The sequence below is a fragment of the Haloarcula limicola genome, assembly GCF_010119205.1.
In the GTDB taxonomy this organism is placed as follows: domain Archaea; phylum Halobacteriota; class Halobacteria; order Halobacteriales; family Haloarculaceae; genus Haloarcula; species Haloarcula limicola.
This window is the reverse complement of sequence record NZ_WRXM01000001.1, coordinates 1,632,707-1,653,954: the sequence shown is the minus strand read 5'-3', so window position 1 is coordinate 1,653,954 and position 21,248 is coordinate 1,632,707. Positions and strand designations below refer to the sequence as shown.

The window sequence follows — 21,248 nt, the reverse complement described above, 5'->3', positions numbered from 1 at the left end:
CTACTCCGCGTACTCCGGTCGCTCTTCGTACGTAATCGGGTCGCGCTCGCCGAGCCGCTGGAACGCCTCGAGCCTGAACGCGCAGGCGTCGCAGGTGCCACAGGCCGGTTCGTCGCTCCGGTAGCAACTCCACGTCTCCTCGTAGGGAACCCCGAGCTCGAGGCCCCGTTCGGCGATGTCGGTCTTCGACCACTCGACGAACGGCGCGGTCAGTTCGACGCTCGTCTCGGGTTTGGTCCCGACGTCGATAACCCGCTGGAACGCCTCGAAGAAGGCCGGGCGGCAGTCCGGATAGCCCGAGAAGTCCTCGCTGTGCGCGCCGATGAACACCGCCGCGCAGCCGTTGGTCTCCGCGTAGGAGACGGCCATCGACAGGAGGTTGGCGTTCCGGAAGGGGACGTATGAACTCGGGATCTCCTCGCTCTCGGTGTCGGCCTCGGCGACGTTCATGTCGTCGTCGGTCAGCGACGACCCGCCGATCCGCTGGAGGTGACTCGTCTCGACGTGACAGAAGTCCGCCGCGTCGACGCGGTCGGCCAGCGCGCGAGCGCAGTCGTACTCGCGCTGTTCGGTGTTCTGGCCGTAGCTGGTGTGCAACAGATACAGGTCGTCGTATCCGCGCGACTGTGCCTCGTAGGCCGCCGTGGCGCTGTCCATGCCGCCGGAGGCGAGCACGACAGCGCGGTCGTCGTGGGTCATGTTATAGCTTCGAATGGTGCGTTCAGGTGCCCGGCGCGTCGTTCCAGAGGTCGACGTGCAGCCGCGGCGTGTAGCGGTAGCCGCGCTCGATCGCCAGTTCCGCGACGACTTCGCGGGTCTCGTTCAACCGCTCGCGCGTCTGGCCTTCGGGCATCAGCAGGACTCGGTCGTCGGGCAAGGGGGCGTCGGCCGCTTCCCGCACGCGCGAGACCAGTGTCTCGATCTCGTCCACGTCGTCGGGACCGGTGACGACGAACTTCAGTTGCGTCTCGTAGCGTTCGAGCAGTCGGGCGAGCGTCTCGACGTCGAGTCGCCGCCGTTCGTGGCGGTCGGCCCACTCACCGTCGCCCTTCGGGTCGCGCTCGGCGGTGGGCGTGCTCGACGCGAGTTTCGGGCTGACGCTGGCGAGGTCGATGGGGGCGTCGCGGTAGATCGTGCCGTTGGTCTCGACGGTGGTGTGATACCCTCGGTCGGCGAGTGCTTCGAGGAGGTCGACGCTCGCGTCGTGGATCAACGGTTCGCCGCCGGTCAGGACGACGTGGTCGGCGTCGAACTGGTCGACGGCCGACACGAGGTCCTCGACGCCGTACCAGTCGCCGGTCGGTTCCCAGGAGGTGTGATAGGAGTCACAGAACCAACAGCGGAGGTTACAGCCGCTCGTGCGGACGAACACGGACGGGACGCCGGCCAGTCGCCCCTCTCCCTGCAGCGAGCAGAACAGTTCGTTGACCGGGAGTTCGTCGCCGCCGCCCTCGCCCTCCTCGCGTCCCTCGCCGCGTCGGTCGACGGTCTCGCCGAGCGCGTCGGTGTCGTCGGCGACCGGCATCAGCTGGTGCGGAGTTCGCTGGTCTCTCGAACAGTGACGCCGACCTCCGAGACGGTGTCCGGGAGCCGGTCGGTCAGCCGCCGTTCCAGCACCGCGGCCATCACCTCGGCCGTCGGCGGGTGGTCGAGGACGACGACGCTCTCGCCGTCGCCGCTCTCCTCGAACGCCTCGACGAGCGGGTCGCCCGCCTCCAGCAGGAATCGGTGGTCCCACGCGTCGACGACGTCGGTGACGACGCCCTTGTCGACGACCCAGCCCTCCTCGGTGAGCCGGCCGGTGACGCGGACGGTCACCTCGTAGTTGTGCCCGTGCGGCCGCGAGCACTTCCCCTCGTGATGCATGAGCCGATGTCCCGCCGAGATACGGAGCGGGCGGTCGCCGCCGACGACGAGCTCGCGGTCGTCGGTCCCGGCGACCGGGTCGTCGGCCGTCGATATTCTCTCAGTCACACTCCGTGATTATCACGGGGCGATATAAACGCCTCGGCTGCCGCTCGTCGGCCGTCGGTCGCTGCTCGATAGCCGCGTCGCTCCGGGAGCTCGTGGCAGTGTGGCACCGCGCCAGGTGGGTAGCGCGGTGCCGAATGGGGGATTGGTGCACGTGACGCCCCCGGAAACGAGGGCGGTCACGTATCCGCTGACTGACGACGGCAGGAGACGGGTCGGCCGGGGAAATGGCTGTAGACTCCGTTCGGCATGGACTACGGGACCGGTCGTGGGTGGGTGGGATGACCGGTCGCGCGTATCGGCCCGATGACCTGCCACCTGTACCGACTCACCGCTACGATAAATACTCTACGGAATATGTTACTTCTGAACCGAGTAAGTTCTTTCACCCAGATATCAGCCACCTGACGCCGGTACATCGGTAGTATAGAATTTACTGATGTTGTCTACCTTATGATAGTAATGCGTAAACTCTACGACCGATGTGCGGAGTTCACTCGCTCGACGGCTGCGAACGCCCGGGCGATCAGTTCCCGGTCGTACGTCCAGATACCGCGATACTGCCCCGGAGCGGTCTCCTCGGCCACGAGACCGCAGTTCTGTGCCCCGTCGCCGCCGTCCTCGAAGAGGACGAACCAGTAGCGACCGATCTCGTCCGAGGGTTCGACGTGGACGGTCAGCGGGGCGTCGTCGAGGCGGTCGGCGTCGACGGCCGAATCGACGTAGACGTGGACGTCGATATCGGTCGTGGTCGCCAGCCGGCGATACAGCTCCGCCTGTGCGGCGAAGGCGTCCGGCGACTGAAAGCCGACGTGGAGACGGCCGCGACCGGTCCGCCACGCGCGGTCCTCGAACTCCCGAGATGTCGCCAGCAGCTGTCGGCGGTCCAGCGTGACGAACAGCGTCTCGTCCAGCAGCTCGAAGATGGCGCGGTGTTCGAGGTCGACCGAATCGAGGTCCCCGGGTCGCTCGATGGGCGGCGCGAGGAACACGAGGAGGTCGGCGAGCGAGATCGCGCCCCGAAAGCGACCGTCGTCGCGGACCACGACGAACGCGTCGTCGCCGATAGTCGGGAGCGTCCGGTGTTCGACGGTCACGTTTCGCGTCGCGAGCGTCGCCGCGAGGTCGCGCTCGGTCCCGTTGGGCGCGTAGACGACGACGGTCTTCCGCCGCCGAGCGACCTCCGCGAGAATCCCGCCGAGGGTCGTCGCCCCGGTGTCCGTGGGCGTCACTGTCGGTTCTCGACGGCGCGCTCGTACTCGTCGGCGAACTCGAAGAGATCGCGGACGGCGTCGGGAAGCGACGCGAGGCGAACCTCGCCGCCCTCCTCGTCGTACTCCACGAGACCGGCCTCCGTCAATAGCGGGAGGTGCGCGTGGACGAGCTCTATCTTCACCTGCGCCCACTCGTCGGGCCCGGCCGGACCGTCGGTCGTGGTCGCCATTCCGACGAGGACGTCCGTCAGATCGTCGAGCGCGATCGTCTCTTGGGTCGTCAGCAGCGCGAGCAACTGACGACGCTTGGTGTTAGCGACTGCCCGGAACAGGTCGTCAGGCGGTGGCCGTATCGATGCGCTATCGAGCGACTCGGCATCGAGGGACGTTTCCAGAGGCCGGTCGTCGGGCGGAGCCATCTGTACTCACGCGTACAAGTTCTCGGGGCGGCATAATATATGTTGTTCAATAATTAATGACTATAGTTCAGTCGGACCCGTCGGGATCGACGAGCGGCTCTCCGGCCCGCTCGGGCTCGTAGCGGTGACACCGCACCGAACGGCCACCGGGCTCGGTCGTCTCGGGCGCCTCGCGCTCACCCCGCCGAGAACCGTCGCTGGTGTGAAAACAGCCGCAGATCGAAGCAACTGACGGCGAAACGGCGGCGACTGGTAACTACGCTTTTCACTGTCCCGTCGGTCGCTCGGCCGTAGCGGGACCGAACGGCGGGACCGGACAGGGAACGATAGATGTCAGTGATAGGGCTATTGCGGAGCGTCCTGCGGGGCGCGCGTTCGTGTATCGTCTACGAGTGCCGGATGTGCGGGATGAAGATGCCCCAGCACTCGGAGATCTGCCACCAGTGCGGGTCGACGGAGATCGCGCGGTACGACCTCTGTTAGCCTCCCGCACGCGGCGAGTCGAAGTCGAAAGTGTTCTGCCGCTCCCCGGACGAGGCGCTCCCGTGTCACTGCTGGGTATCTTCGCTTCCGCTATCCTGCCGGTCGTCGGCGTGGCGGCCGTCGGCTTCTTCCTCGGGCGGTACGAGGGCGTCGATCCGGACGCGCTCAACACCGTCACGGTCTACGTCCTGGCGCCGGCGCTGGTCGTCCACAGCCTGACGACGTCGACGCTGGGCGGCGGAACCATCGTTCAGGTCGTCCTCACCGTCTTCGCCTTCACCGCGGCGATGCTGGCCGTCGCCGAACTCGTCGGCCGCCTCTCGGGGTACTCGGAGCCGCTGCTGGGCGCGTTCGTCCTCGTCTCTATCTTCCCGAACACCGGCAACTACGGCATCCCGCTGGCGGACTTCGCGTTCGGCCCGACGGGGCGGAGCGTCGCGGTCCTCGTGACGGCGCTCCAAGGCGTCATGCTGTACACGCTCGGCATCTACGTCGCGGCCCGAGGCAGCGGCGGCGACGCGCTCGCGGACATGCGACAGGTGTTCGGCGTGCCGCTGGTGTACGCCGTCGTCGCCGCGCTGGCGGTCCGGTGGCTCGGCGTCGTCCCGGCCGAGTCCTCGACGCTGATGCAGACCCTCGAACTGCTCGGCAACGCCTCGATCCCCGTGATGTTGCTCATCCTCGGCATCCAGCTGTCGAGCGTCGACGGCACCGACGCGGTGCGGCCGGTCGGCACCGCGAGCGGCCTCCGGCTCCTGCTGGCCCCGGTCGTCGCCACCGGTGTCGCCGTACTCGTCGGCTTCTCGAATCCGACCGTCGCCCGCGTGGTCGTCCTCCTGCTCGCGACGCCGACGGGCGTGACGACGCTCATCCTCGTCGGCGCGTTCAGCGACGACACCGAGCGGTTGGCCCCCGGCGAGTTCGTGAGCGCGACGGTGCTGCTGACGACGCTCGCCAGCGTGCTGACCGTGACGCTGCTGGTCGCCGTCCTGCAGTCCGGCGCGGTGTTGTGAGCCCGCGTCACCGCGCCGTCGCCAGCGTCGGTAATCACTCCGCCGTCGGCGTCCCCCGCGGCGTCCGAACCTGTGCCCACCAGTCGCGCCCGTCGTAGCCCAGCAGCCACGTCCCGCCGTACTCGTCGACGTCGAGGCCGTCGTGAGCGCGGAACTTCTCGACGAGGTCGACGAACGCCTGCGAGGGCGGGTCCGCCGAGCGGGCCTCGCCGCCCTTCGCCTCGTCCAGGATCGACCGCTGCTCGGCGGTCAGGTCGCCGAACTCGAAGCGATAGCGTTCGCGGGCCAGCGCCGCGATGCCGGCGTCGTCCTCAGCCAGTAGCTCGGCGCGGTAGCGGTAGTCGGCGACGGTCACCTGCCGGCTGCCGTCGACACCGAGCCCGACCGTCCGGTCGCCACGCGTGACGCCGTCGTACTCCGGCTCGGGGACGATGACCGACTCGGCCGCCTCGGCGTCGGTGTAGACGGCCGGCGTCCCCAACCTGGTGTTCGTCTCGTCGGTGCGGTCCCAGCGCGACTCCAGCAGGCCGTCGAGGACTTCGCGGTCGACGGCCGGGAGGTCGGCGAAGGCGACGGTCGTCTCGGGCGCGGGGTCGGGGTTGAACGTCACGACGACGTCGTAACTGGTCTCCTCGCGCTCGTTCGTCGCCTCGTAGCTGACCTCGTAGTACGACCCCTCGTACCGGACCGGTCGAGCGAGTTCGAGCGGCGGACTCGTGGCGGCGGCGGTCGCGCGCGCGTCGTCGTCTTCGACGGCACCGGCGACCAACTCCCGGGACGACTCGGAGAGGGCGTCGGCGGAGCGGGTCCACCGCTCGGCGAGGACCGCGTCGTCGCTCACGTCGGTCAACCGGATCGACCCGCGCGGGTCCGAACAGCCGGCGAGGGGGGCGACGGCGGCGACGGAGAGTCCGGCGAGGAACTGTCGGCGGCGCATACCTAATAGAAATCGGATAGATAGTGAATAGTTTGGGGTGCGTGTGGGTCGGGTTTCGGTACGGACTCCGAAAGCAGCCATCGCGGTGTGGACAATGACGGGACGGAGTCGGCGGAGAAGACGACTGAGCTATCGCGGTCGCACTAGCTCACTCGGGCCGCTCGCCCGAGCCGGCGGCGTCGTCCTCGCCGACGACGGCGACCGTTCCGGACTCGCCGGACCGATAGATGGCGTCGATGACGCGCTGTACCGTCAGCGCCTGGTCGATGGTGTTTCGTTCCGGTGCCGCTCCGCGCGCCACGGCGTCGAGGAACAGCTTGTCGCTCCCGGCCCACCCGGTGTGGTCGAGCGAGGCGTCCACGACCTGCGACTCGACGAGGTGGTCGGTCCCCTGCCGACCGGCGTCGAACAGCGCCAGCTCCTCGCCGCCGAGTTCGAGCCTGGCACCGGCGTCGGTCCCGCGGACGACGAACTCCCTCGTCTCCGCCTGGTTCGCGGCCCACGCGACCTCCAGCGTGATCGTTCGATCGCCGGCACAGCGGATCATCGCCGTCGCCGAGTCCTCCACGTCGAAGACCGCCTCGCCGGTCGCCTCGTACCAGTCGTCGGGGTCGACGTACTCGTCCTTCTCGCCGAACTCGGTCCGGGTGACGGCGGAGACCTCCTCGACGGCCGGGTACCCCATCAGGTACAGCGCCAGGTCGATGGCGTGGACGCCGATGTCGATGACCGCGCCGCCGCCCGATAGCTCCTCGTTGGTGAACCAGGAGCCGACGCCGGGGATGCCGCGAGAGCGGACGTAGTTCGCCTGAATCGCCGTCACGTCGCCGAACTTCCCCTCCTCCTGATACCCCTTGAACACCTCGACGGCGGGCATGATGCGGTTGTGGAAGTTCACCATGCAGAACCCCTCGGAGTCCTCGGCGGCCGCGGCCATCCGCTCCGCGGCCGCTAAGTCGTCCGCGAGCGGCTTCTCACAGAGGGCGTCGTAGCCGTGGGAGAGCGCGGCGACGACGGCGGCCTCGTGAAACGAGTTCGGCGTCGACACCGCGACGGCGTCGAGCGATTCGGCGCGGTACATCTCCTCGAAGTCCTCGTAGGTCGTCGCGTCGTAGGACCGCGCGAACTCCTCGCGCGTCTCGGCGACGACGTCCGCGCCGGCGACGACCTCGTGGCCGAGGTCGCGGGCGTTCGTGGCGTGGGTCTGGCCCATGAAACCGAGGCCGACGACGCCGAGCCGAACCGAGTCAGTGGCGTTGCTCATACGCCTGCGAGACTCGCCGGTTCAAAGTACCTTTACTTCTCCCGACGGCGGTCCCGCTCGACAGTCACTCGATCCGCGCGTCGACGACGACGTGGGCGACGCCCTCGCTGTACCCCTTCACGCGACGGGTGTCGAGAATCTCCACGGAGCGGTCGGCGTCGGCCGCCGCGGCTTCGAGTCGGCCGATCGGCCGCTCGAAGACGAGGTCATCGGGGGTCGCCTCGTGCACGTGGACGACGCCGCCGGGCGAGAGCGCGGACAGCGCCGAGTCGAGGTACTCGTGTGCCTCGTAATAGCCCATCATCACGCGGTCGACGCGCCCGTCCCCGCCGAGACCCTCTCCGCTCGACAGCCCCTCGCGAATCACGTCCCGGCAGTCCGCTCGGTAGGGCGTCACGCGCTCGCTCACGTCGTTGAGCATCGCGTTCTCGACCAGGTAGCGGAAGGCGGTCGGGTTGCGCTCGATAGCGGTGACGGACGCGCCGGCCCGCGCCATCGGCAGCGTGAAGTAGCCGATACCGGCGAACATGTCGAGGACGGTCTCGCCTTCTTCGACGGTTTTGCCCATCCGAACGCGCTCGGCCTCGTTTCCCGGCGAGAACATCACCTCGGCGAGGTCCAGCGCGTACTTCGTCCCGTGTTCGGTGTGGATCGTCTCGGTGTCGCCCTCGCCCGCGAGGAACGTCACGTCGGGTTCGCGGTGCGCGCCGTCGATGCCGCCGCGAGCGAGCACCGTGTCGGCCTCGCCGTGGAGGGCAAGCAGCGCCTCGCCCACTTCCTCGGGGCGGGGGCTGTCGCCCAGTTTCACGAGGACGACGCTGCCGACGACGGCCCACGACGAGGGGGCGGCGTCGAGTTCGTCGTCGGTCCAGCCGCGCTCGCGGAGGTGGTCCTCCAGACCGCGGAGACGCGGCTCGCCGACCTGCTCGACGACCTCTCGGACCTCGACGGACTGCGGTGGGTCGGTCACCGGGATCGCGACGCTGTCGCCGTCCCACGACCGGACGCTCCGGTCGTCGTCGTAGACGCCCTCTTCCCGTAGGGCGTCGATGACCGCCTGCGTTCGGGGTTTCGCCACGACGACGGCGAACCGCCGGTCGGCGTCGCGCTCAGACATCGCTCTCGCTGCCTCCCGCCATCGCCGTCACGCCTCGTCCTCGCGCTCGTCGTTCGCTGGTAAGACGTGCAGGCCCGCTCGGCTCTTGATGACCGGTACCTCGTCGGCGTCGGTGTCGAGGTAGTCCGGCCGGGCGACCGTCTTGCTCTCGAAGGTCTCGGGGTCTAACACCTGCACGGCGTTCTCGTCCTCGACGGCGACGAGCGTCGTCCGCTCGCCGTCCTCGCGGAACCCGAGGCGGGTGGCGTCGGGCGCTTCGCTCTCCTCGAAACTGGCCTCGTACTGCTCGCCGGTCGCCAATCGGGTTCCCTTGAGGTTGCCCTGTATCGACCGGACCAGCACGGGGCCGTCGCCGTCCTCCGGGTCGATGACCTCGCCCCGCTGATAGCGGGGGAGGCGGACGGCGTAGGACATCCGGTAGAGCTTCTGGCCGTCCTCGTCCTCCGTGACGAGGCGCTTCGAATCGGAGTAGGACCCGCCCAGCTGTTCCGTGATGCGCTTCGCGACGCCCTGGCCGAGCTTGTTCGTCGAGATCTTCATGTTCAGCCCCTCGTCCAGTTCCTTCGTCTCGGTGATGAACGCGTCGCGGGACCCCGTGGCCTCGCGGGCCGCGACGTACTCCTCGGCGATGGTCCTCGCGCGCGAGACCTCCTCGTCGGTCGGGTCGCGGCCCTCCGCGCGCACCTGCACGATGCTTGCGAAGGAGCCGCCGGCGATCTTCCCGCAGCGCTCGCAGGTCTGTCGGGAGATGCTGACGGGGACGACGACCTCCTCGGTGACGGGCGTCCCGCGGACGACGCCCGAGAACTCGGCGTGCATCCGGATGTTGTTCTTATCGACCTGTTCGGGCGCGACCTGCCAGGCGACCGACTGGGCGTCGACGTGGATGCCCAGCGCCTCGCTGACCTGTTCGACGGCGATGTCGGTGTAGTCCTCCGCGCCCACGTCGACCCAGCGGTTGCCCCTGTGGACCGCGCCGCACTGGGCGCACACCCGCACCTGGATCTCCTCGGGGGCGTCCACGAGGTCGAACTCCTCGAAGTAGCAGGCGTCACAGAGGACTCGCTCGGAGTCCCGCTGCGCGCCCGGCAGCTCGGGTCGGTCCGTGGGCGGCTCGGATATCTCCTCGCCGCACCGCGGACAGAAGGCTCCGGACCGGCTCATGTACGCTCCGTAGTCCGGTCAGTCGGTTAAGTCGTGCGTTCCGACGCTCGCCGGCGGGCTACTCGCCGAGGAGGCTCGGCTCCGGGACGTCGGCGTCTGCGGCCTCGCGCCAGTCGTGCTCGGGTGCCCAATCCAACAGACCTCGGGCCTTCGCGGTCGAGAGCGCGGACTGCTCGCCGTCGAGTTCGCACTCCTCGGGAAGCTCGCCCCAGTGCTCTTCGACCAGTTCCGCGGTCGGTCGGCCGACGTAGTTCTCCGCCGCGGCGGCGTGGAACGCCTCGTGACCGTCGAAGTCGGCGTCGAGCGCCGCCTCGACCAGCGTCGCCACGTCCCGGACGTCGACGTACGACCAGCAGTTGCCCGCGCCGCCGTCGAGATCGGCCTCGGCCGCGTCGCGGCAGGCGTACTCGCCGGGGTACTGGATCCAGGACGGCCGAACCGAGGCGACGGAGACGCCGTCGCGGCGCGCGACCATCTTCGCGATCTCCTCGCCGGCCACCTTCGACGTGCCGTAGGGGTCTTCGGGGGCCATCGGGTGGCTCTCGTCGACGGGGAGATACGCCGGCAGGGGCGTCTCCTCGGCGAAGGCCAGCCCGTAGGCGCTCTCGGAGGACGCCCAGACGATATCCGCCCCGGCGCGCCCGGCGGCGTCGAGGACGTTGTACGCCGCCGAGACGTTCGTCTCGAAGACGCGCGTGCCGGCGTGGCGCTCGGGGGCCGGAATCGCCGCCCAGTGGACGACGGCATCGGGGTCGTATTCACTCACCAGATCACGGACCTCGGCCCCCTCGGTGGCGTCGACGGCCTTGAACTCGACGCGCTCGCGTTCGGGCACCTCCCAGCCGGGGTGGTCCAAATCGACGCAGACGACGTGGTACTCGCCCGCGAGGCGGTCACAGATCCAGCGTCCGGAGCGGCCGCGACCGCCGGTGACGAGAACTGTCTCGGTCATGCCCGTCGTTCTCGCCGACGGCACAAAGCCCCGGCGACGACGCCGTCCGCTCGCCGGTGTGCGATTCGGGAACAGGATAGCGACCTTTTACCGTCTCCGCCCGCTATCTTCCTATATGCAGTGGCAAACCGACTGGGGACTGCGCGGCCGGATGGCAGTGACGATGTTCCTGCTGTTCGCGCTGTACGTCACGTTCCTCGGTTTCGTCGTCCTCTTCTTCGGCGACCGGCTGTTCCCCGTCGTCCTCGTGATGGCGCTGTTCCTGGGCGCACAGTTCTTCTTCAGCGACAAACTCGCGCTGTACTCGATGGGCGCGCGGGAAGTCGAGCCCGACGAGTACCCGGAACTCCACCGGATGGTCGAACGGCTCTCCCAGCAGGCCGACCTGCCGAAACCGAAGGTGGCAATCGCCGACTCCCGCACCCCGAACGCCTTCGCGACGGGCCGCTCCCAGAAGAGCGCCGCCGTCTGCGTGACGACGGGCCTGATGAACATGCTCGACGAGGACGAGTTGGAGGGCGTTATCGCCCACGAACTCGCCCACGTCAAGAACCGCGACGTGATGGTGATGACCATCGCCTCGTTCCTCTCGACCATCGCCTTCCTCATCGTCCGCTGGGGGTGGCTGTTCAGCGGCGGCCGCGACCGCGGCGGCCAGCAGCAGGCCCCGGTCATCGTCGCCATCCTCGCCTCGCTGGTCGTGTGGATCGTCTCGTTCCTGCTCATCCGCGCGCTCAGCCGCTACCGCGAGTTCGCCGCCGACCGCGGCGGCGCGGCCATCACCGGCCGCCCCGCCTCGCTCGCCTCGGCGCTGATGAAGATCGACAGCGGGATGGAGAAAGTGCCCAAGGACGACCTGCGCGGCCAGTCGGAGATGAACGCCTTCTTCATCGTCCCCATCAGCGTCGGCTGGATCGGGAAGCTCTTCCGCACGCACCCGACCACCGAGAAGCGCATCGAGCGCCTGCGGAACTTAGAGCGGGACCTAGAGAGCCGCTGAGCGCGGCCGGCGGCGCTCGCTCACGTCTCGTTAATTAACAATGGATCGACACATGGGGGCGCTCCCGATACTCGGATCGTCGAGATGGTCGATCAGCGACGACACGAGACGGGCGGCCGCCATCGGCAGCTCCTGTCACCGGCCGATACTGTTCAGCCACGCTATCTGACCCCGAAGAGAAAACGCGATTCTCGGCAACTGCCGTTTATAAACGCGGTAGATTGATTGCGTTGGTGCGAAACTTCGTTTCCGAAATAGTCAATTTTAACTTGCGAAAGGGACAACTCCCCGCTGATGACCAGGTCTAATCAGGACTGGTGGCCGGATCAGCTGAACTTGGAGATCCTCGACGACACCACGCGTCCCGGGGACCCGATGGACGAGGACTTCGATTACGCCGAGGAGTTCCAGAAGCTCGACCTCGACGAGGTGAAGTCGGACATCGAGGACGTCCTGACGACGTCGCAGGACTGGTGGCCGGCCGACTACGGCCACTACGGACCGCTGATGATCCGGATGGCGTGGCACAGCGCCGGCACGTACCGCGTCGCCGACGGCCGCGGCGGCGCGAGCCGCGCCGGGCAGCGCCTCCCGCCGCTCGACAGCTGGCCCGACAACGCGAACCTCGACAAGGCGCGACGACTGCTCTGGCCCGTCAAGCAGAAGTACGGCGAGAAGCTCTCGTGGGCCGACCTGCTGGTCCTGACCGGAAACGTCGCCCTGGAGTCGATGGGCTTCGAGACGTTCGGCTTCGGCGGCGGCCGCGAGGACGCCTACAAGCCCGACGAAGCCGTCGACTGGGGTCCGGAAGACGAGATGGAGCAGACCTCTCCCGAGCGCTTCGACGAGGACGGCTCCCTCAGAGATCCGCTCGGTAACACCGTCATGGGCCTCATCTACGTGAACCCCGAGGGGCCGAACGGCGAGCCCGACGTCGAGGGGTCGGCGAAGAACATCCGCGAGTCGTTCAGCCACATGGCGATGAACGACGAGGAGACGGTCGCGCTCATCGCCGGCGGACACACCTTCGGGAAGGTCCACGGCGCCGACGACCCCGACTACCTCGGCCCCGAGCCCGCCGCCGCCGAGATCGAGAACCAGGGACTCGGCTGGGACAGCGACTACGAGTCCGGGCGCGGGCAGGACACGATTACCGGCGGGATAGAGGGGCCGTGGAACAGCGCGCCGATCCAGTGGGACATGGGGTACATCGACAACCTGCTCGACCACGAGTGGGAGGCCCACAAGGGCCCCGGCGGCGCGTGGCAGTGGCGGCCGGTCGGCGAGGAACTGGAGGGCTCCGTTCCGGACGCCCACGACTCCTCGGAGATGGTGGACCCGATGATGCTGACGACGGACGTCGCCCTGAAGCGCGACGAGGACTACCGAGAGGTCTTAGAGCGCTTCCAGGAGAACCCCGGCGAGTTCCAGCAGGCCTTCGCGAAGGCCTGGTACAAACTGATCCATCGCGACATGGGACCGCCGTCCCGGCTCCTCGGTCCGGAGGTGCCTGACGAAGAGATGCTGTGGCAGGACCCGATCCCCGACGCCGACTACGACATCGTCGGCGACGAGGAGGTCGAGGAACTGAAAGAGGAGATCCGCGATTCGGAACTCTCCGTCCCCCAGCTCGTCAGGACCGCCTGGGCGTCGGCGTCGACGTACCGCGACAGCGACAAGCGCGGCGGAGCCAACGGCGCTCGCATCCGCCTCCGGCCGCAGCGAGATTGGGAAGTGAACAACCCGGAGGAACTGGCGACCGTACTCGACACCTTCGAAGAGATTCAGGAGGAGTTCAACAGTTCGCGCTCCGACGGGACGAAGGTCTCGCTCGCCGACCTCATCGTCCTCGGCGGCAACGTCGCCGTCGAGCAGGCGGCGGCCGACGCCGGGTACGACGTCGACGTCCCGTTCGAGCCGGGCCGCACGGACGCCTCGCAGGAACAGACCGACGTGGAGTCCTTCGAGGCGCTCAAACCCGATGCGGACGGATTCCGGAACTACCGTTCCGACGAGGCCGACGAACGAGCCGAGGAACTGCTGGTCGACAAGGCGGAGCTCCTGGACCTGTCGGTGCCCGAGATGACGGTTCTCGTCGGCGGCATGCGGGCGCTCGACGCGAACTACGACGGGTCGGACCTCGGCGTCTTCACCGACCGACCGGGGACGCTGACCAACGACTTCTTCGTGAACCTGCTCGGCATGGACGTCGAGTGGGAGCCGGCCAGCGAGGACGAGTACGTCTTCGAGGGGTACGACCGCGACACGGGCGACCTCGTCCGGAAGGGGACTCGCTTCGACCTCGTCTTCGGATCGAACGCCCGGCTCCGCGCCGTCGCGGAGGTCTACGGCAGCGACGACGGCGAGGAGAAGTTCGTGCGGGACTTCGTGGACACCTGGCACAAGGTGATGACCCACGACCGCTTCGACCGCAAGTAACCCGCGAGTTGTCCCCTCTCGCGGACGGACGAAAACGACCTTACCCGCGGCGCGCATTGAGTCGGTACATGGGACTGCTGGACGGACTCAAGAGCGTCCTCGGCGTGAAAGCCGAGGCCGACGCGACCCGGGACGCCGACCCGGAGGACCTCTTCGGGATGTCGACGGCCTACATCACGATGGAGGCCGACCTCGGCTACGCGCCGACCGGCGACGCCGCCCTCTGTTTCGGCGACGTGGACAGCACGGACTTCCAGGACGCGAGAGACGAGGTGGAGACGATTCTCAGCGCGGGCGAAGCCGAGACCGGGACCAGCGCCGAGTTCACGCGGGACAGCCACGGCTACCAGTGGGTCGTCCTCCACGACGACGACTTCGAGGACCTGGTGACCTCGATCCACTTCGCGGCCGACACGCTCATCGAGCGGCGCTACGGCTCTCGCCTCCTCGCGGCGCTCTTCGGCTTCGAAGACGAACGGACCGGGCAACTCGTCTACTGGGTCTACTCCTTCCGGCGAGGGGCGTACTACCCGTTCGCGCCGGACCCCGACCGGGACCACGAGCGCGACACGACGGCGGAGTTCAAACTGGAGAGCAACTTAGACGGGGAACTGACCGTCGAGGGGGACAAGGAGTTCTGGTATCCGCTGTGGCCCGACCGCCCCGGCGACCACCCCTGGGAGTAGATGTCCGACGACACACCGGCCGACGAGACGCCGACCGACGACGCGCTGTCGGTCTACGATCACCTCCGCCCGACGACGGGCGAGTATCCGACGGGTATCTATCGAGTCGTCGGTCTCGGGGGAGACGAGATGACGCTTCTGCGCGTCGCTGACACCGACGACCGGCGGGCGAACACGGGGGAACTCCACCGCGTCCCGACCGCCGACCGCTCGGCGTTCGAACCGGCCGAGAACCCCGACGGGAATCGCCCGGCGACGGCCACGATGCGCGCGTCGCTGGACCGCCTCTACTGGTCGGCGCGGGTGTTCGTCCAGTCGTTGGCCGCCCACCCGCTCCCGTCGACCGTCGCCCTCGCCCTGTTTCTGGCCGGCGAGTTCGGGCAGGGGGCTCTCTTGCTGTCGCCGCTCGCGGCCAGCGCCCTGATTCTGGTCGGGGGCCTGTCTCTCGTCTACATCGGAAGCGGCCGTTTCTGAGTCTCCCCTCGACCGCATTCCATTCCGAGCCCCGCGTCTCGCGCCTTCCCTCCTAAATGTCCCGATACCCGACCAATCTACCCCGCCGCTGTCCCTCAGTTTCACTTTCACTACGGTGTTAACGGGGGTTTATATGCCACCGGGCGTAACCAACGTCCATGGCCGCAACAGAAGACCTAGAAGACCTCCCGGGCGTCGGCCCGGCCACCGCAGAGAAACTCGAAGAGAACGGCTTCGACTCCTATCAGGGGATCGCCGTCGCCTCCCCCGGCGAACTGTCGAACACGGCCGACATCGGCGAGTCGTCGGCCGCCGACATCATCAACGCCGCCCGCGACGCCGCCGACATCGGCGGGTTCGAGACCGGGGCGACCGTCCTGGAACGCCGCGAACAGATCGGCAAGCTCTCGTGGGGCGTCGACGAGGTGGACGACCTGCTCGGCGGCGGCGTCGAAACGCAGTCGATAACCGAGGTGTACGGCGAGTTCGGGGCCGGCAAGTCACAGGTAACGCACCAGCTGGCCGTCAACGTCCAACTGCCCGCCGAACACGGCGGGCTGGAGGGCAGCACCATCTTCATCGACTCCGAGGACACCTTCCGCCCCGAGCGTATCGAGCAGATGCTCAAGGGCCAGGACGACGAGGTGCTCGCCGACACGATGGTGCTCCACGGCATCGTCGAGGAGGGCGAGGCCGACCCCACCGACGAGGCCCTGCTCGATGACCTCCTGGAGTCGGTGCTCGACAAGATCCACGTCGCCAAGGCGTTCAACTCCAACCACCAGATCCTCCTCGCCGAGAAGGCCCAGGAGATCGCCAGCGGGACCCAGGACGAGGAGTTCCCCGTGCGACTGCTCGCCGTCGACTCGCTGACCGCCCACTTCCGCGCCGAGTACGTCGGCCGGGGCGAACTCGCCGAGCGCCAGCAGAAGCTCAACAAGCACCTCCACGACCTGATGCGGGTCGGCGACCTGAACAACACCGCCGTCGTCGTCACCAACCAGGTGGCCTCGAACCCCGACTCGTTCTTCGGCGACCCGACACAGCCGATCGGTGGCAACATCCTCGGCCACACCTCCACGTTCCGCATCTACCTCCGGAAGTCCAAGGGGAACAAGCGCATCGTCAAACTGGTCGACGCGCCGAACCTGCCCGACGGCGAGGGCGTCATGCGCGTCGAAGAGGCGGGTCTGATGAACGAGTAGCGGGGTAACGGCTTTTTACGTTCGCGCCCGTATCTCACGAGAGTGACCGAAGAGGAGGTGGCCGAACGCGTCCGTATCGCCACGAGAGTCTTCGACGAGTTCCCGCATCAGGTCGCCATCCTCGACGGCGAGGGCGTCATCCGCGCGACCAACCGGGCGTGGGAGACGTTCGGTATCGAGAACGACGTGGGCGTCGAGGCCGACATGGTCGGCGAGAACTACCTCGCCGTCTGTCGCGCCGGCGAGGACGAGGACTCGGCGACGGCCGCCGAGGGTATCACCGCCGTTATCGACGGGCGGAGTGAGGAGTTCTCCTTCGAGTACCCGTGTCACGGGCCCGACCGGAAACGCTGGTTCACGATGCGGGCGACGCCGTTCGAGTTCGAGGGGGAAGAACTCGTCCTGATCGTCCACACGGACATCACTGACCGCCACCGTGCCGAAGCCGACGTCGCCGAGCGAAACGAGACCCTGGAGCTGGTCGCCGGCATCCTCAGCCACGACCTGCGGAACCCGCTCTCGGTGGCGACGGCCCGAACGGAGTTGTTGCGGGAAGTGAGCGACGGGGGCGGGAACGACCACCTCGAAGCCATCGAACGGTCGCTCGAACGGATGCGCGACATCGTCGACGACGCGCTGCTCATCGCTCGCCAGACCGAACCCGAGACGCTCGAAGCGCTCGACTTCGGCGCGTGTGCCGAACGGGCCTGGGAGCAGGTCACCACCGGCGACGCGACGCTCGCCGTCAAGGCGGACGCGACCATCGAGGCGGACGAGACGCTACTGGCGCAGCTGCTGGAGAACCTCTTTCGGAACGCGGTGGAGCACGGCGGCGACGACGTGACCGTCACCGTCTCGCCCCGCGAGGACGGCTTCGTCGTCGCCGACGACGGCCCCGGAATCCCCGAGAGCGAGCGCGACGCCGTTTTCGAGTCGGGTTACACGACCAACCAGGACGGCGGCGGCACCGGGATGGGGCTCGCCATCGTCAGTCGGATCGCGGACTTACACGACTGGTCGGTTCGAGCGACCAACGGGCCGGACGGCGGCGCGGCGTTCGTCGTCTCGGGCGTCGCCGTCGGCCAGTGATGCACTCCCGAGTCTCGATTCCTTCGTTCCGTATCGACCCCATTCCCTCTGGCGTCCGTCGCCTGTCTGACGGACCGAAGTGAAAGTAACGTGACGGGGAAAAACCACCGGACGGCGAGCTATCTCCTGCGGAAACCGAGGGGTTCGAGAGAGAATCGTGCGACGCCGTTCGTTTCACGCGGTCGAACGAGGGACCGCTCGTCGGCTGGATATATCTGGTCGTTAGGTTCGGCGGGCGGAGACGGCCTCCGGCGTCAGTCGCCGGCGGACTTCATGCCGGTGCCGTCTAAGTCCTCGCCGCCGACAGAGGAGCGAAGGGCGTCCATCCCGTCGTCGCGGTCGATGCCGAAGTTGTCCGCGTAGAGATCTTGGACGCGCTCGAACTCCTCGTCGCTGAGCGGCGGCGTGTCGGGCGCGGCGGCCCACTCGTCGATGTCGGCGTTCGTCCGGAACGTCGGCGTGACCGACGCGACCTCGTCGTGGGCCAGCAGCCACTGGATCGCGGCCTGTCCCATCGTGCGCTCGCCGTTTCGTTCGAGGAATCGAATGGACTCCACCTTCTCCCACCCGGTCTCGTACCACTCGGTCGGGCGGTGCGAGCGGTGGTCGCCCTCGCCGAGTTCGGTGTCGGGGGTGACCTGCTCGTTCAACAGGCCCGAGGAGTGGGGGACGCGAGCGAGGACCGACGTGTCGGCGTTCCGCTCGCGGATAGTGTCGATGAAGTGTCGGCCCGGCGTCTGCTCGAAGAGGTTGAACACGGTCTGGAGCGCGTCGAACTCGTTGGCGACGGCGGCGTCGCCGTCAGCCAGCCAGCCGATGGAGGGACCGAGCGCCCAGCCGATGGCCTCGACTTTCCCCTCCTCGCGGAGCTCGTCGAGCGTCTCTAACACGTCTTCGTCCACCTCGCCGACGTTGGCGTTGTGGAGCATCAGCAGTTCGACGTGGTCCATGTCGAGGCGGTCGAGCGAGCGGTCGAGCGCGGTGCGGATCCACTCGGGCGTCATCTTCTTCGGGAGTTCGCCGTGGCCGGCCTGCGGGTTGTTGTAGAAGTCGTAACCGACCTTCGTGGAGACGGTCACCTCGTCGCGGACCTCGGCCAGCGCCTCGCCGATGATCTCCTCGCTGTCGCCGTGGCCGTAGACGTCGCCGGTGTCGAAGAAGGTCACGTCCTCGTCGACGGCGTGGTGGACCATCTCGACGGCGTCCTCGCGGGTTCGGTCGCCCCACCAGTCCGTCCCGACGACCCACGCACCGAAGCCGACTTCCGAGACTTCGACGCCCGTGTTCCCCAGCGTATCGTACTTCATGTCCGCGCGTTAGGCGTCGCCGCACTTATCCGCCGCGGTTCTCGTCTCACGTCCGTTCCCGCTCACTGTCCGCCACGGGTCCGGATCCGGAGGTCGGGCGTCGCGATGGCCTCCAGAATCTCGACGCTGCCGTACTCGCGGCGGACCCACCAGCCCAGCGCCGCCGCGCCGACGACGAGCAGCGGCAGGGCGACGAGACCGCCCTCGGGACCGAAGGAGCCGCCGGTCACCAGCGCCGGCCCGGTCGAGCGCGTCCCGAGCAGGGCCGCGCCGGTCACGAGGCCGCTGACCGGGAAGCTCCACAGCGAGAGCGTGTAGTTCCACGCGACGTGAAAGCCGCAGGCGACTCCCAGTCGGCCGGTGAGGACGTAACAGGCACCCAGTAAGACGCCGTAGAGCGTGATGTTCAGGGTGCTGAGCAGCGACGCGTTCGGGTTGGTCCAGTGGAGGACGCCGAACAGCGCGCCGGTGGCGACGGTCGCGGCGACGACCGAGCGCCACTTCCCGAGCGTGCCGGCGAGCCCCTCCGCGAGGTTCGTCAGGAGGTACCCGCGGACCAGTATCTCCTCGGTGGTCGCCTGGACGAGGAAGAAGGCCGCGAGCAGCCCCAGCCGAACCGCCGCGTCGGTGCCTCCGAACGGGAACTGTTCGCTCGGGCTCGTCACGAGGACGCCGGTGACGGCGGTGAACCCGACGGCGACTTGCACGAGGAGGACGAGCGTCGGCAGACCGAAACCCAGTACCAGCCCGAACCCGGCGTCGCGCCACCACTGCCGGTCGGGGAGCAGTCCGTAGTCCGCTATCGTCCGACGATCGAGCAGATAGCCGATACCGAGCCCGCCGACCGACAGCGCGATGAAGCCCCATATCTGTTCGGTAACGACGTAGAGAGCCGGCGTGAGCCCAGTCGCACGCTCGGGGGCGGGGACGATTCCGAAGAGGGCGCTGAGGACGACGACGACGAACCCCGCGGCGAACAGCCAGACGATGATGCGCCAGGGGGTTCGCAACCGCCGCTCCGCGGGATTGACGAGATATCCCCGGATCTCCATGATGAAGTCCGACCTGGTCATGTCGGTGGGTTTAGACGGCGGCGGTTTATACTGTTGGCTCGCCGTCGACCCGCGGTATCACGCGGTTCGTGTCAGTGTTGTTTCCTGATGCGCCCGGCCGGTGTCGTCGGTGTCACCCCCTTACCGGCCGGTAAGGAAACTCCTATTGTCGGCGGGGTCATCCGACGGCACATGACCAAGCGCCACGTGTCGCTTCCACCGGTGGCCGAAGACGGCCTCCGGGCGTTCCTAGACGAAGTCGACGAACGCCTCTCCGGCGAGGAAGACACCTGCGACGTGGTCGAGGACATCCTCGTCGACCTCCACGGCGATCGCGACGCGTACGAACGCTGGCAGTCCGGCGAGGATGTCTCCCCGGCCGAACGCGTCCGTCTCCAGGGATACGACCCCTGTAACACGACCTTAGAGAGCGAGTACTACGCCGAGAAAGACGAGGAGAAGTTCAAGCACTCGAAACACCTCCAGTGGCTCTGGCGGCAGTTCGACGCGACGCCGATGGCCGACAACGTCGAGTTCGCGCTCCGGTTCCGACAGATGCTGGCGGACCACCTCTTCGAGTCCTGCGGCGACGGCTGCCGGTTCTTCAAGGGAATCTCGTTCACCTACGGACACAACATCGAGATCGGCGACAACGTCGTCGTCCACGACGACGTCCACTTGGACGACCGCGGAAAGCTCACCATCGGCGATCGGGTTTCAATCTCCGACGACACGCACCTCTACACCCACGACCACGACGTAGTCGACCAGACCCACATCGACAACTTCCACACCATCGTCGAGGACGACGTGCGACTCACCTACGACTCGATGGTTCGCGCGGGCGTCCGCGTCGGCGAGAACGCCATCCTCGCCGCGAAGTCCATCGCCGGCAGTGACATTCCCGCACACCACATCGCCGCCGGCACCCCCGCGAAGTCTATCGCTATCAAAGACGGGTGGGAGCAGGTCGCCGACCCCCTCGAAGACGCGAACGAGGACCGGCGCGCGGAGCGCGGCATCGAGTACGAACTCCCCGACGGGGTAGACGACTTCGACGAGTTCCAGCGCGACCTCCACCCGCCGGACCGCTCGTAGATCCGGATCGAGACGCGCCGATTTTGCCACCTGAGTATCACATATGATACTGTGGCCCAAATACAGAAATAGGCGTTCCAGCGACGTCCTACCATGAACGTCTGGGCGTGGCTCACCGCGTACGTCGTCGGTTTCGGTCTGTTGCAGGTGCTGCTCTATCGGTACGTCCAGGCGACCGACCCGACGCCGGAGGGGACGCCGAAGCGGGCGTCGGGGGCGATGAACGGTTCCGGAAGCGGTGCCGGCGACGACCCGACGCGGCGCGAGGAGAGCGTCGTCCACTGCCGCCACTGCGGTGCGGCCAACGAGTCCCACCTGATGCTCCGGTACTGCGGGACCTGCACCGAGTCGCTCCGGTAGCCCT

At 67.7% G+C, this 21,248-nt stretch carries 22 protein-coding genes; 10 read left to right on the top strand and 12 right to left on the bottom strand.

Annotated elements, in window-relative coordinates; all coding sequences use genetic code 11:
- The 5 genes from queC to GO488_RS08480 all read right to left on the bottom strand — a co-directional run bounded on the left by queC (position 1) and on the right by GO488_RS08480 (position 3,604).
- The gene (queC, locus tag GO488_RS08500; protein WP_162317327.1) at positions 1 to 699 is read right to left on the bottom strand and encodes a 7-cyano-7-deazaguanine synthase QueC; all 699 of its coding nucleotides are present in this window, start codon (positions 697 to 699) and stop codon (positions 1 to 3) included.
- Positions 700 to 721: 22 nt separating this feature from the next.
- Complete coding sequence (locus GO488_RS08495) at positions 722 to 1,525, bottom strand: 7-carboxy-7-deazaguanine synthase QueE (RefSeq protein WP_162317326.1); 804 nt, start codon at positions 1,523 to 1,525, stop codon at positions 722 to 724.
- Positions 1,525 to 1,974, bottom strand: a complete 450-nt coding sequence (locus GO488_RS08490) for a 6-pyruvoyl trahydropterin synthase family protein (RefSeq protein ID WP_162317325.1) — start codon at positions 1,972 to 1,974, stop codon at positions 1,525 to 1,527. Before GO488_RS08490 ends, GO488_RS08495 begins: the two co-directional genes overlap by 1 nt.
- Before the next feature lie 470 nt (positions 1,975 to 2,444).
- The gene (locus GO488_RS08485; RefSeq protein ID WP_162317324.1) at positions 2,445 to 3,203 is read right to left on the bottom strand and encodes a DICT sensory domain-containing protein; all 759 of its coding nucleotides are present in this window, start codon (positions 3,201 to 3,203) and stop codon (positions 2,445 to 2,447) included.
- Positions 3,200 to 3,604 (bottom strand): ArsR/SmtB family transcription factor, encoded by a 405-nt coding sequence (locus GO488_RS08480; protein ID WP_162317323.1) that lies wholly within the window; start codon positions 3,602 to 3,604, stop codon positions 3,200 to 3,202. The genes GO488_RS08485 and GO488_RS08480 overlap by 4 nt, the downstream gene beginning before the upstream one ends.
- A 330-nt stretch (positions 3,605 to 3,934) precedes the next feature.
- On the opposite strand from GO488_RS08480, the gene GO488_RS19655 reads away from it, so the two are divergent.
- Both GO488_RS19655 and GO488_RS08475 read left to right on the top strand, forming a co-directional pair.
- Entirely contained in the window at positions 3,935 to 4,087 is a 153-nt protein-coding gene (locus tag GO488_RS19655; protein ID WP_164509629.1) for a hypothetical protein, read from the top strand.
- A 62-nt stretch (positions 4,088 to 4,149) separates the two neighbouring features.
- The gene (locus GO488_RS08475; RefSeq protein WP_162317322.1) at positions 4,150 to 5,100 is read left to right on the top strand and encodes an AEC family transporter; all 951 of its coding nucleotides are present in this window, start codon (positions 4,150 to 4,152) and stop codon (positions 5,098 to 5,100) included.
- A gap of 34 nt (positions 5,101 to 5,134) precedes the next feature.
- On the opposite strand, the gene GO488_RS08470 is transcribed toward GO488_RS08475, so the two are convergent.
- The 5 genes from GO488_RS08470 to GO488_RS08450 all read right to left on the bottom strand — a co-directional run bounded on the left by GO488_RS08470 (position 5,135) and on the right by GO488_RS08450 (position 10,534).
- Complete coding sequence (locus GO488_RS08470) at positions 5,135 to 6,037, bottom strand: hypothetical protein (RefSeq protein ID WP_162317321.1); 903 nt, start codon at positions 6,035 to 6,037, stop codon at positions 5,135 to 5,137.
- A 148-nt stretch (positions 6,038 to 6,185) separates the two neighbouring features.
- Positions 6,186 to 7,301, bottom strand: coding sequence for a Gfo/Idh/MocA family protein (locus tag GO488_RS08465; protein ID WP_162317320.1), 1,116 nt, complete (start codon positions 7,299 to 7,301; stop codon positions 6,186 to 6,188).
- Positions 7,302 to 7,365: 64 nt separating this feature from the next.
- Positions 7,366 to 8,418 (bottom strand): class I SAM-dependent methyltransferase, encoded by a 1,053-nt coding sequence (locus tag GO488_RS08460; protein WP_162317319.1) that lies wholly within the window; start codon positions 8,416 to 8,418, stop codon positions 7,366 to 7,368.
- A 27-nt stretch (positions 8,419 to 8,445) separates the two neighbouring features.
- Positions 8,446 to 9,582, bottom strand: a complete 1,137-nt coding sequence (locus GO488_RS08455) for a 60S ribosomal export protein NMD3 (RefSeq protein ID WP_162317318.1) — start codon at positions 9,580 to 9,582, stop codon at positions 8,446 to 8,448.
- A gap of 58 nt (positions 9,583 to 9,640) precedes the next feature.
- On the bottom strand, positions 9,641 to 10,534 hold the full coding sequence (locus tag GO488_RS08450; RefSeq protein WP_162317317.1) for an NAD-dependent epimerase/dehydratase family protein: 894 nt from the start codon (positions 10,532 to 10,534) through the stop codon (positions 9,641 to 9,643).
- Between the two features lie 115 nt (positions 10,535 to 10,649).
- Here GO488_RS08450 and htpX point away from each other — a divergent pair, with 115 nt between their 5' ends.
- The 6 genes from htpX (at position 10,650) to GO488_RS08420 (ending at position 17,427) form a co-directional block, all read left to right on the top strand.
- Complete coding sequence (htpX, locus tag GO488_RS08445; RefSeq protein WP_162317316.1) at positions 10,650 to 11,534, top strand: zinc metalloprotease HtpX; 885 nt, start codon at positions 10,650 to 10,652, stop codon at positions 11,532 to 11,534.
- Positions 11,535 to 11,795: 261 nt separating this feature from the next.
- Positions 11,796 to 13,973, top strand: a complete 2,178-nt coding sequence (gene katG, locus GO488_RS08440) for a catalase/peroxidase HPI (RefSeq protein WP_277814708.1) — start codon at positions 11,796 to 11,798, stop codon at positions 13,971 to 13,973.
- A gap of 68 nt (positions 13,974 to 14,041) precedes the next feature.
- Positions 14,042 to 14,659: a PspA-associated protein PspAB gene (pspAB, locus tag GO488_RS08435; RefSeq protein WP_162317314.1), complete on the top strand. Its 618-nt coding sequence runs from the start codon at positions 14,042 to 14,044 to the stop codon at positions 14,657 to 14,659.
- Positions 14,660 to 15,133: a hypothetical protein gene (locus tag GO488_RS08430; protein WP_174242489.1), complete on the top strand. Its 474-nt coding sequence runs from the start codon at positions 14,660 to 14,662 to the stop codon at positions 15,131 to 15,133.
- Positions 15,134 to 15,291: 158 nt separating this feature from the next.
- On the top strand, positions 15,292 to 16,338 hold the full coding sequence (radA, locus tag GO488_RS08425) for a DNA repair and recombination protein RadA (protein WP_162317313.1): 1,047 nt from the start codon (positions 15,292 to 15,294) through the stop codon (positions 16,336 to 16,338).
- A 42-nt stretch (positions 16,339 to 16,380) separates the two neighbouring features.
- On the top strand, positions 16,381 to 17,427 hold the full coding sequence (locus GO488_RS08420) for a PAS domain-containing sensor histidine kinase (protein WP_206674389.1): 1,047 nt from the start codon (positions 16,381 to 16,383) through the stop codon (positions 17,425 to 17,427).
- Between the two features lie 254 nt (positions 17,428 to 17,681).
- Here the strand turns inward: GO488_RS08420 and GO488_RS08415 are convergent, their stop codons facing one another.
- On the bottom strand, positions 17,682 to 18,734 hold the full coding sequence (locus GO488_RS08415; RefSeq protein WP_162317312.1) for an aldo/keto reductase: 1,053 nt from the start codon (positions 18,732 to 18,734) through the stop codon (positions 17,682 to 17,684).
- A 62-nt stretch (positions 18,735 to 18,796) separates the two neighbouring features.
- Positions 18,797 to 19,807, bottom strand: coding sequence for a CPBP family intramembrane glutamic endopeptidase (locus tag GO488_RS08410; protein ID WP_162317311.1), 1,011 nt, complete (start codon positions 19,805 to 19,807; stop codon positions 18,797 to 18,799).
- Between the two features lie 171 nt (positions 19,808 to 19,978).
- Between GO488_RS08410 and GO488_RS08405 the strand changes: the two genes are divergently transcribed.
- Both GO488_RS08405 and GO488_RS08400 read left to right on the top strand, forming a co-directional pair.
- Entirely contained in the window at positions 19,979 to 20,884 is a 906-nt protein-coding gene (locus GO488_RS08405; protein ID WP_162317310.1) for an acyltransferase, read from the top strand.
- A 93-nt stretch (positions 20,885 to 20,977) separates the two neighbouring features.
- On the top strand, positions 20,978 to 21,244 hold the full coding sequence (locus GO488_RS08400; protein WP_162317309.1) for a DUF7577 domain-containing protein: 267 nt from the start codon (positions 20,978 to 20,980) through the stop codon (positions 21,242 to 21,244).
- The last annotated feature ends 4 nt before the right edge of the window (positions 21,245 to 21,248 follow it).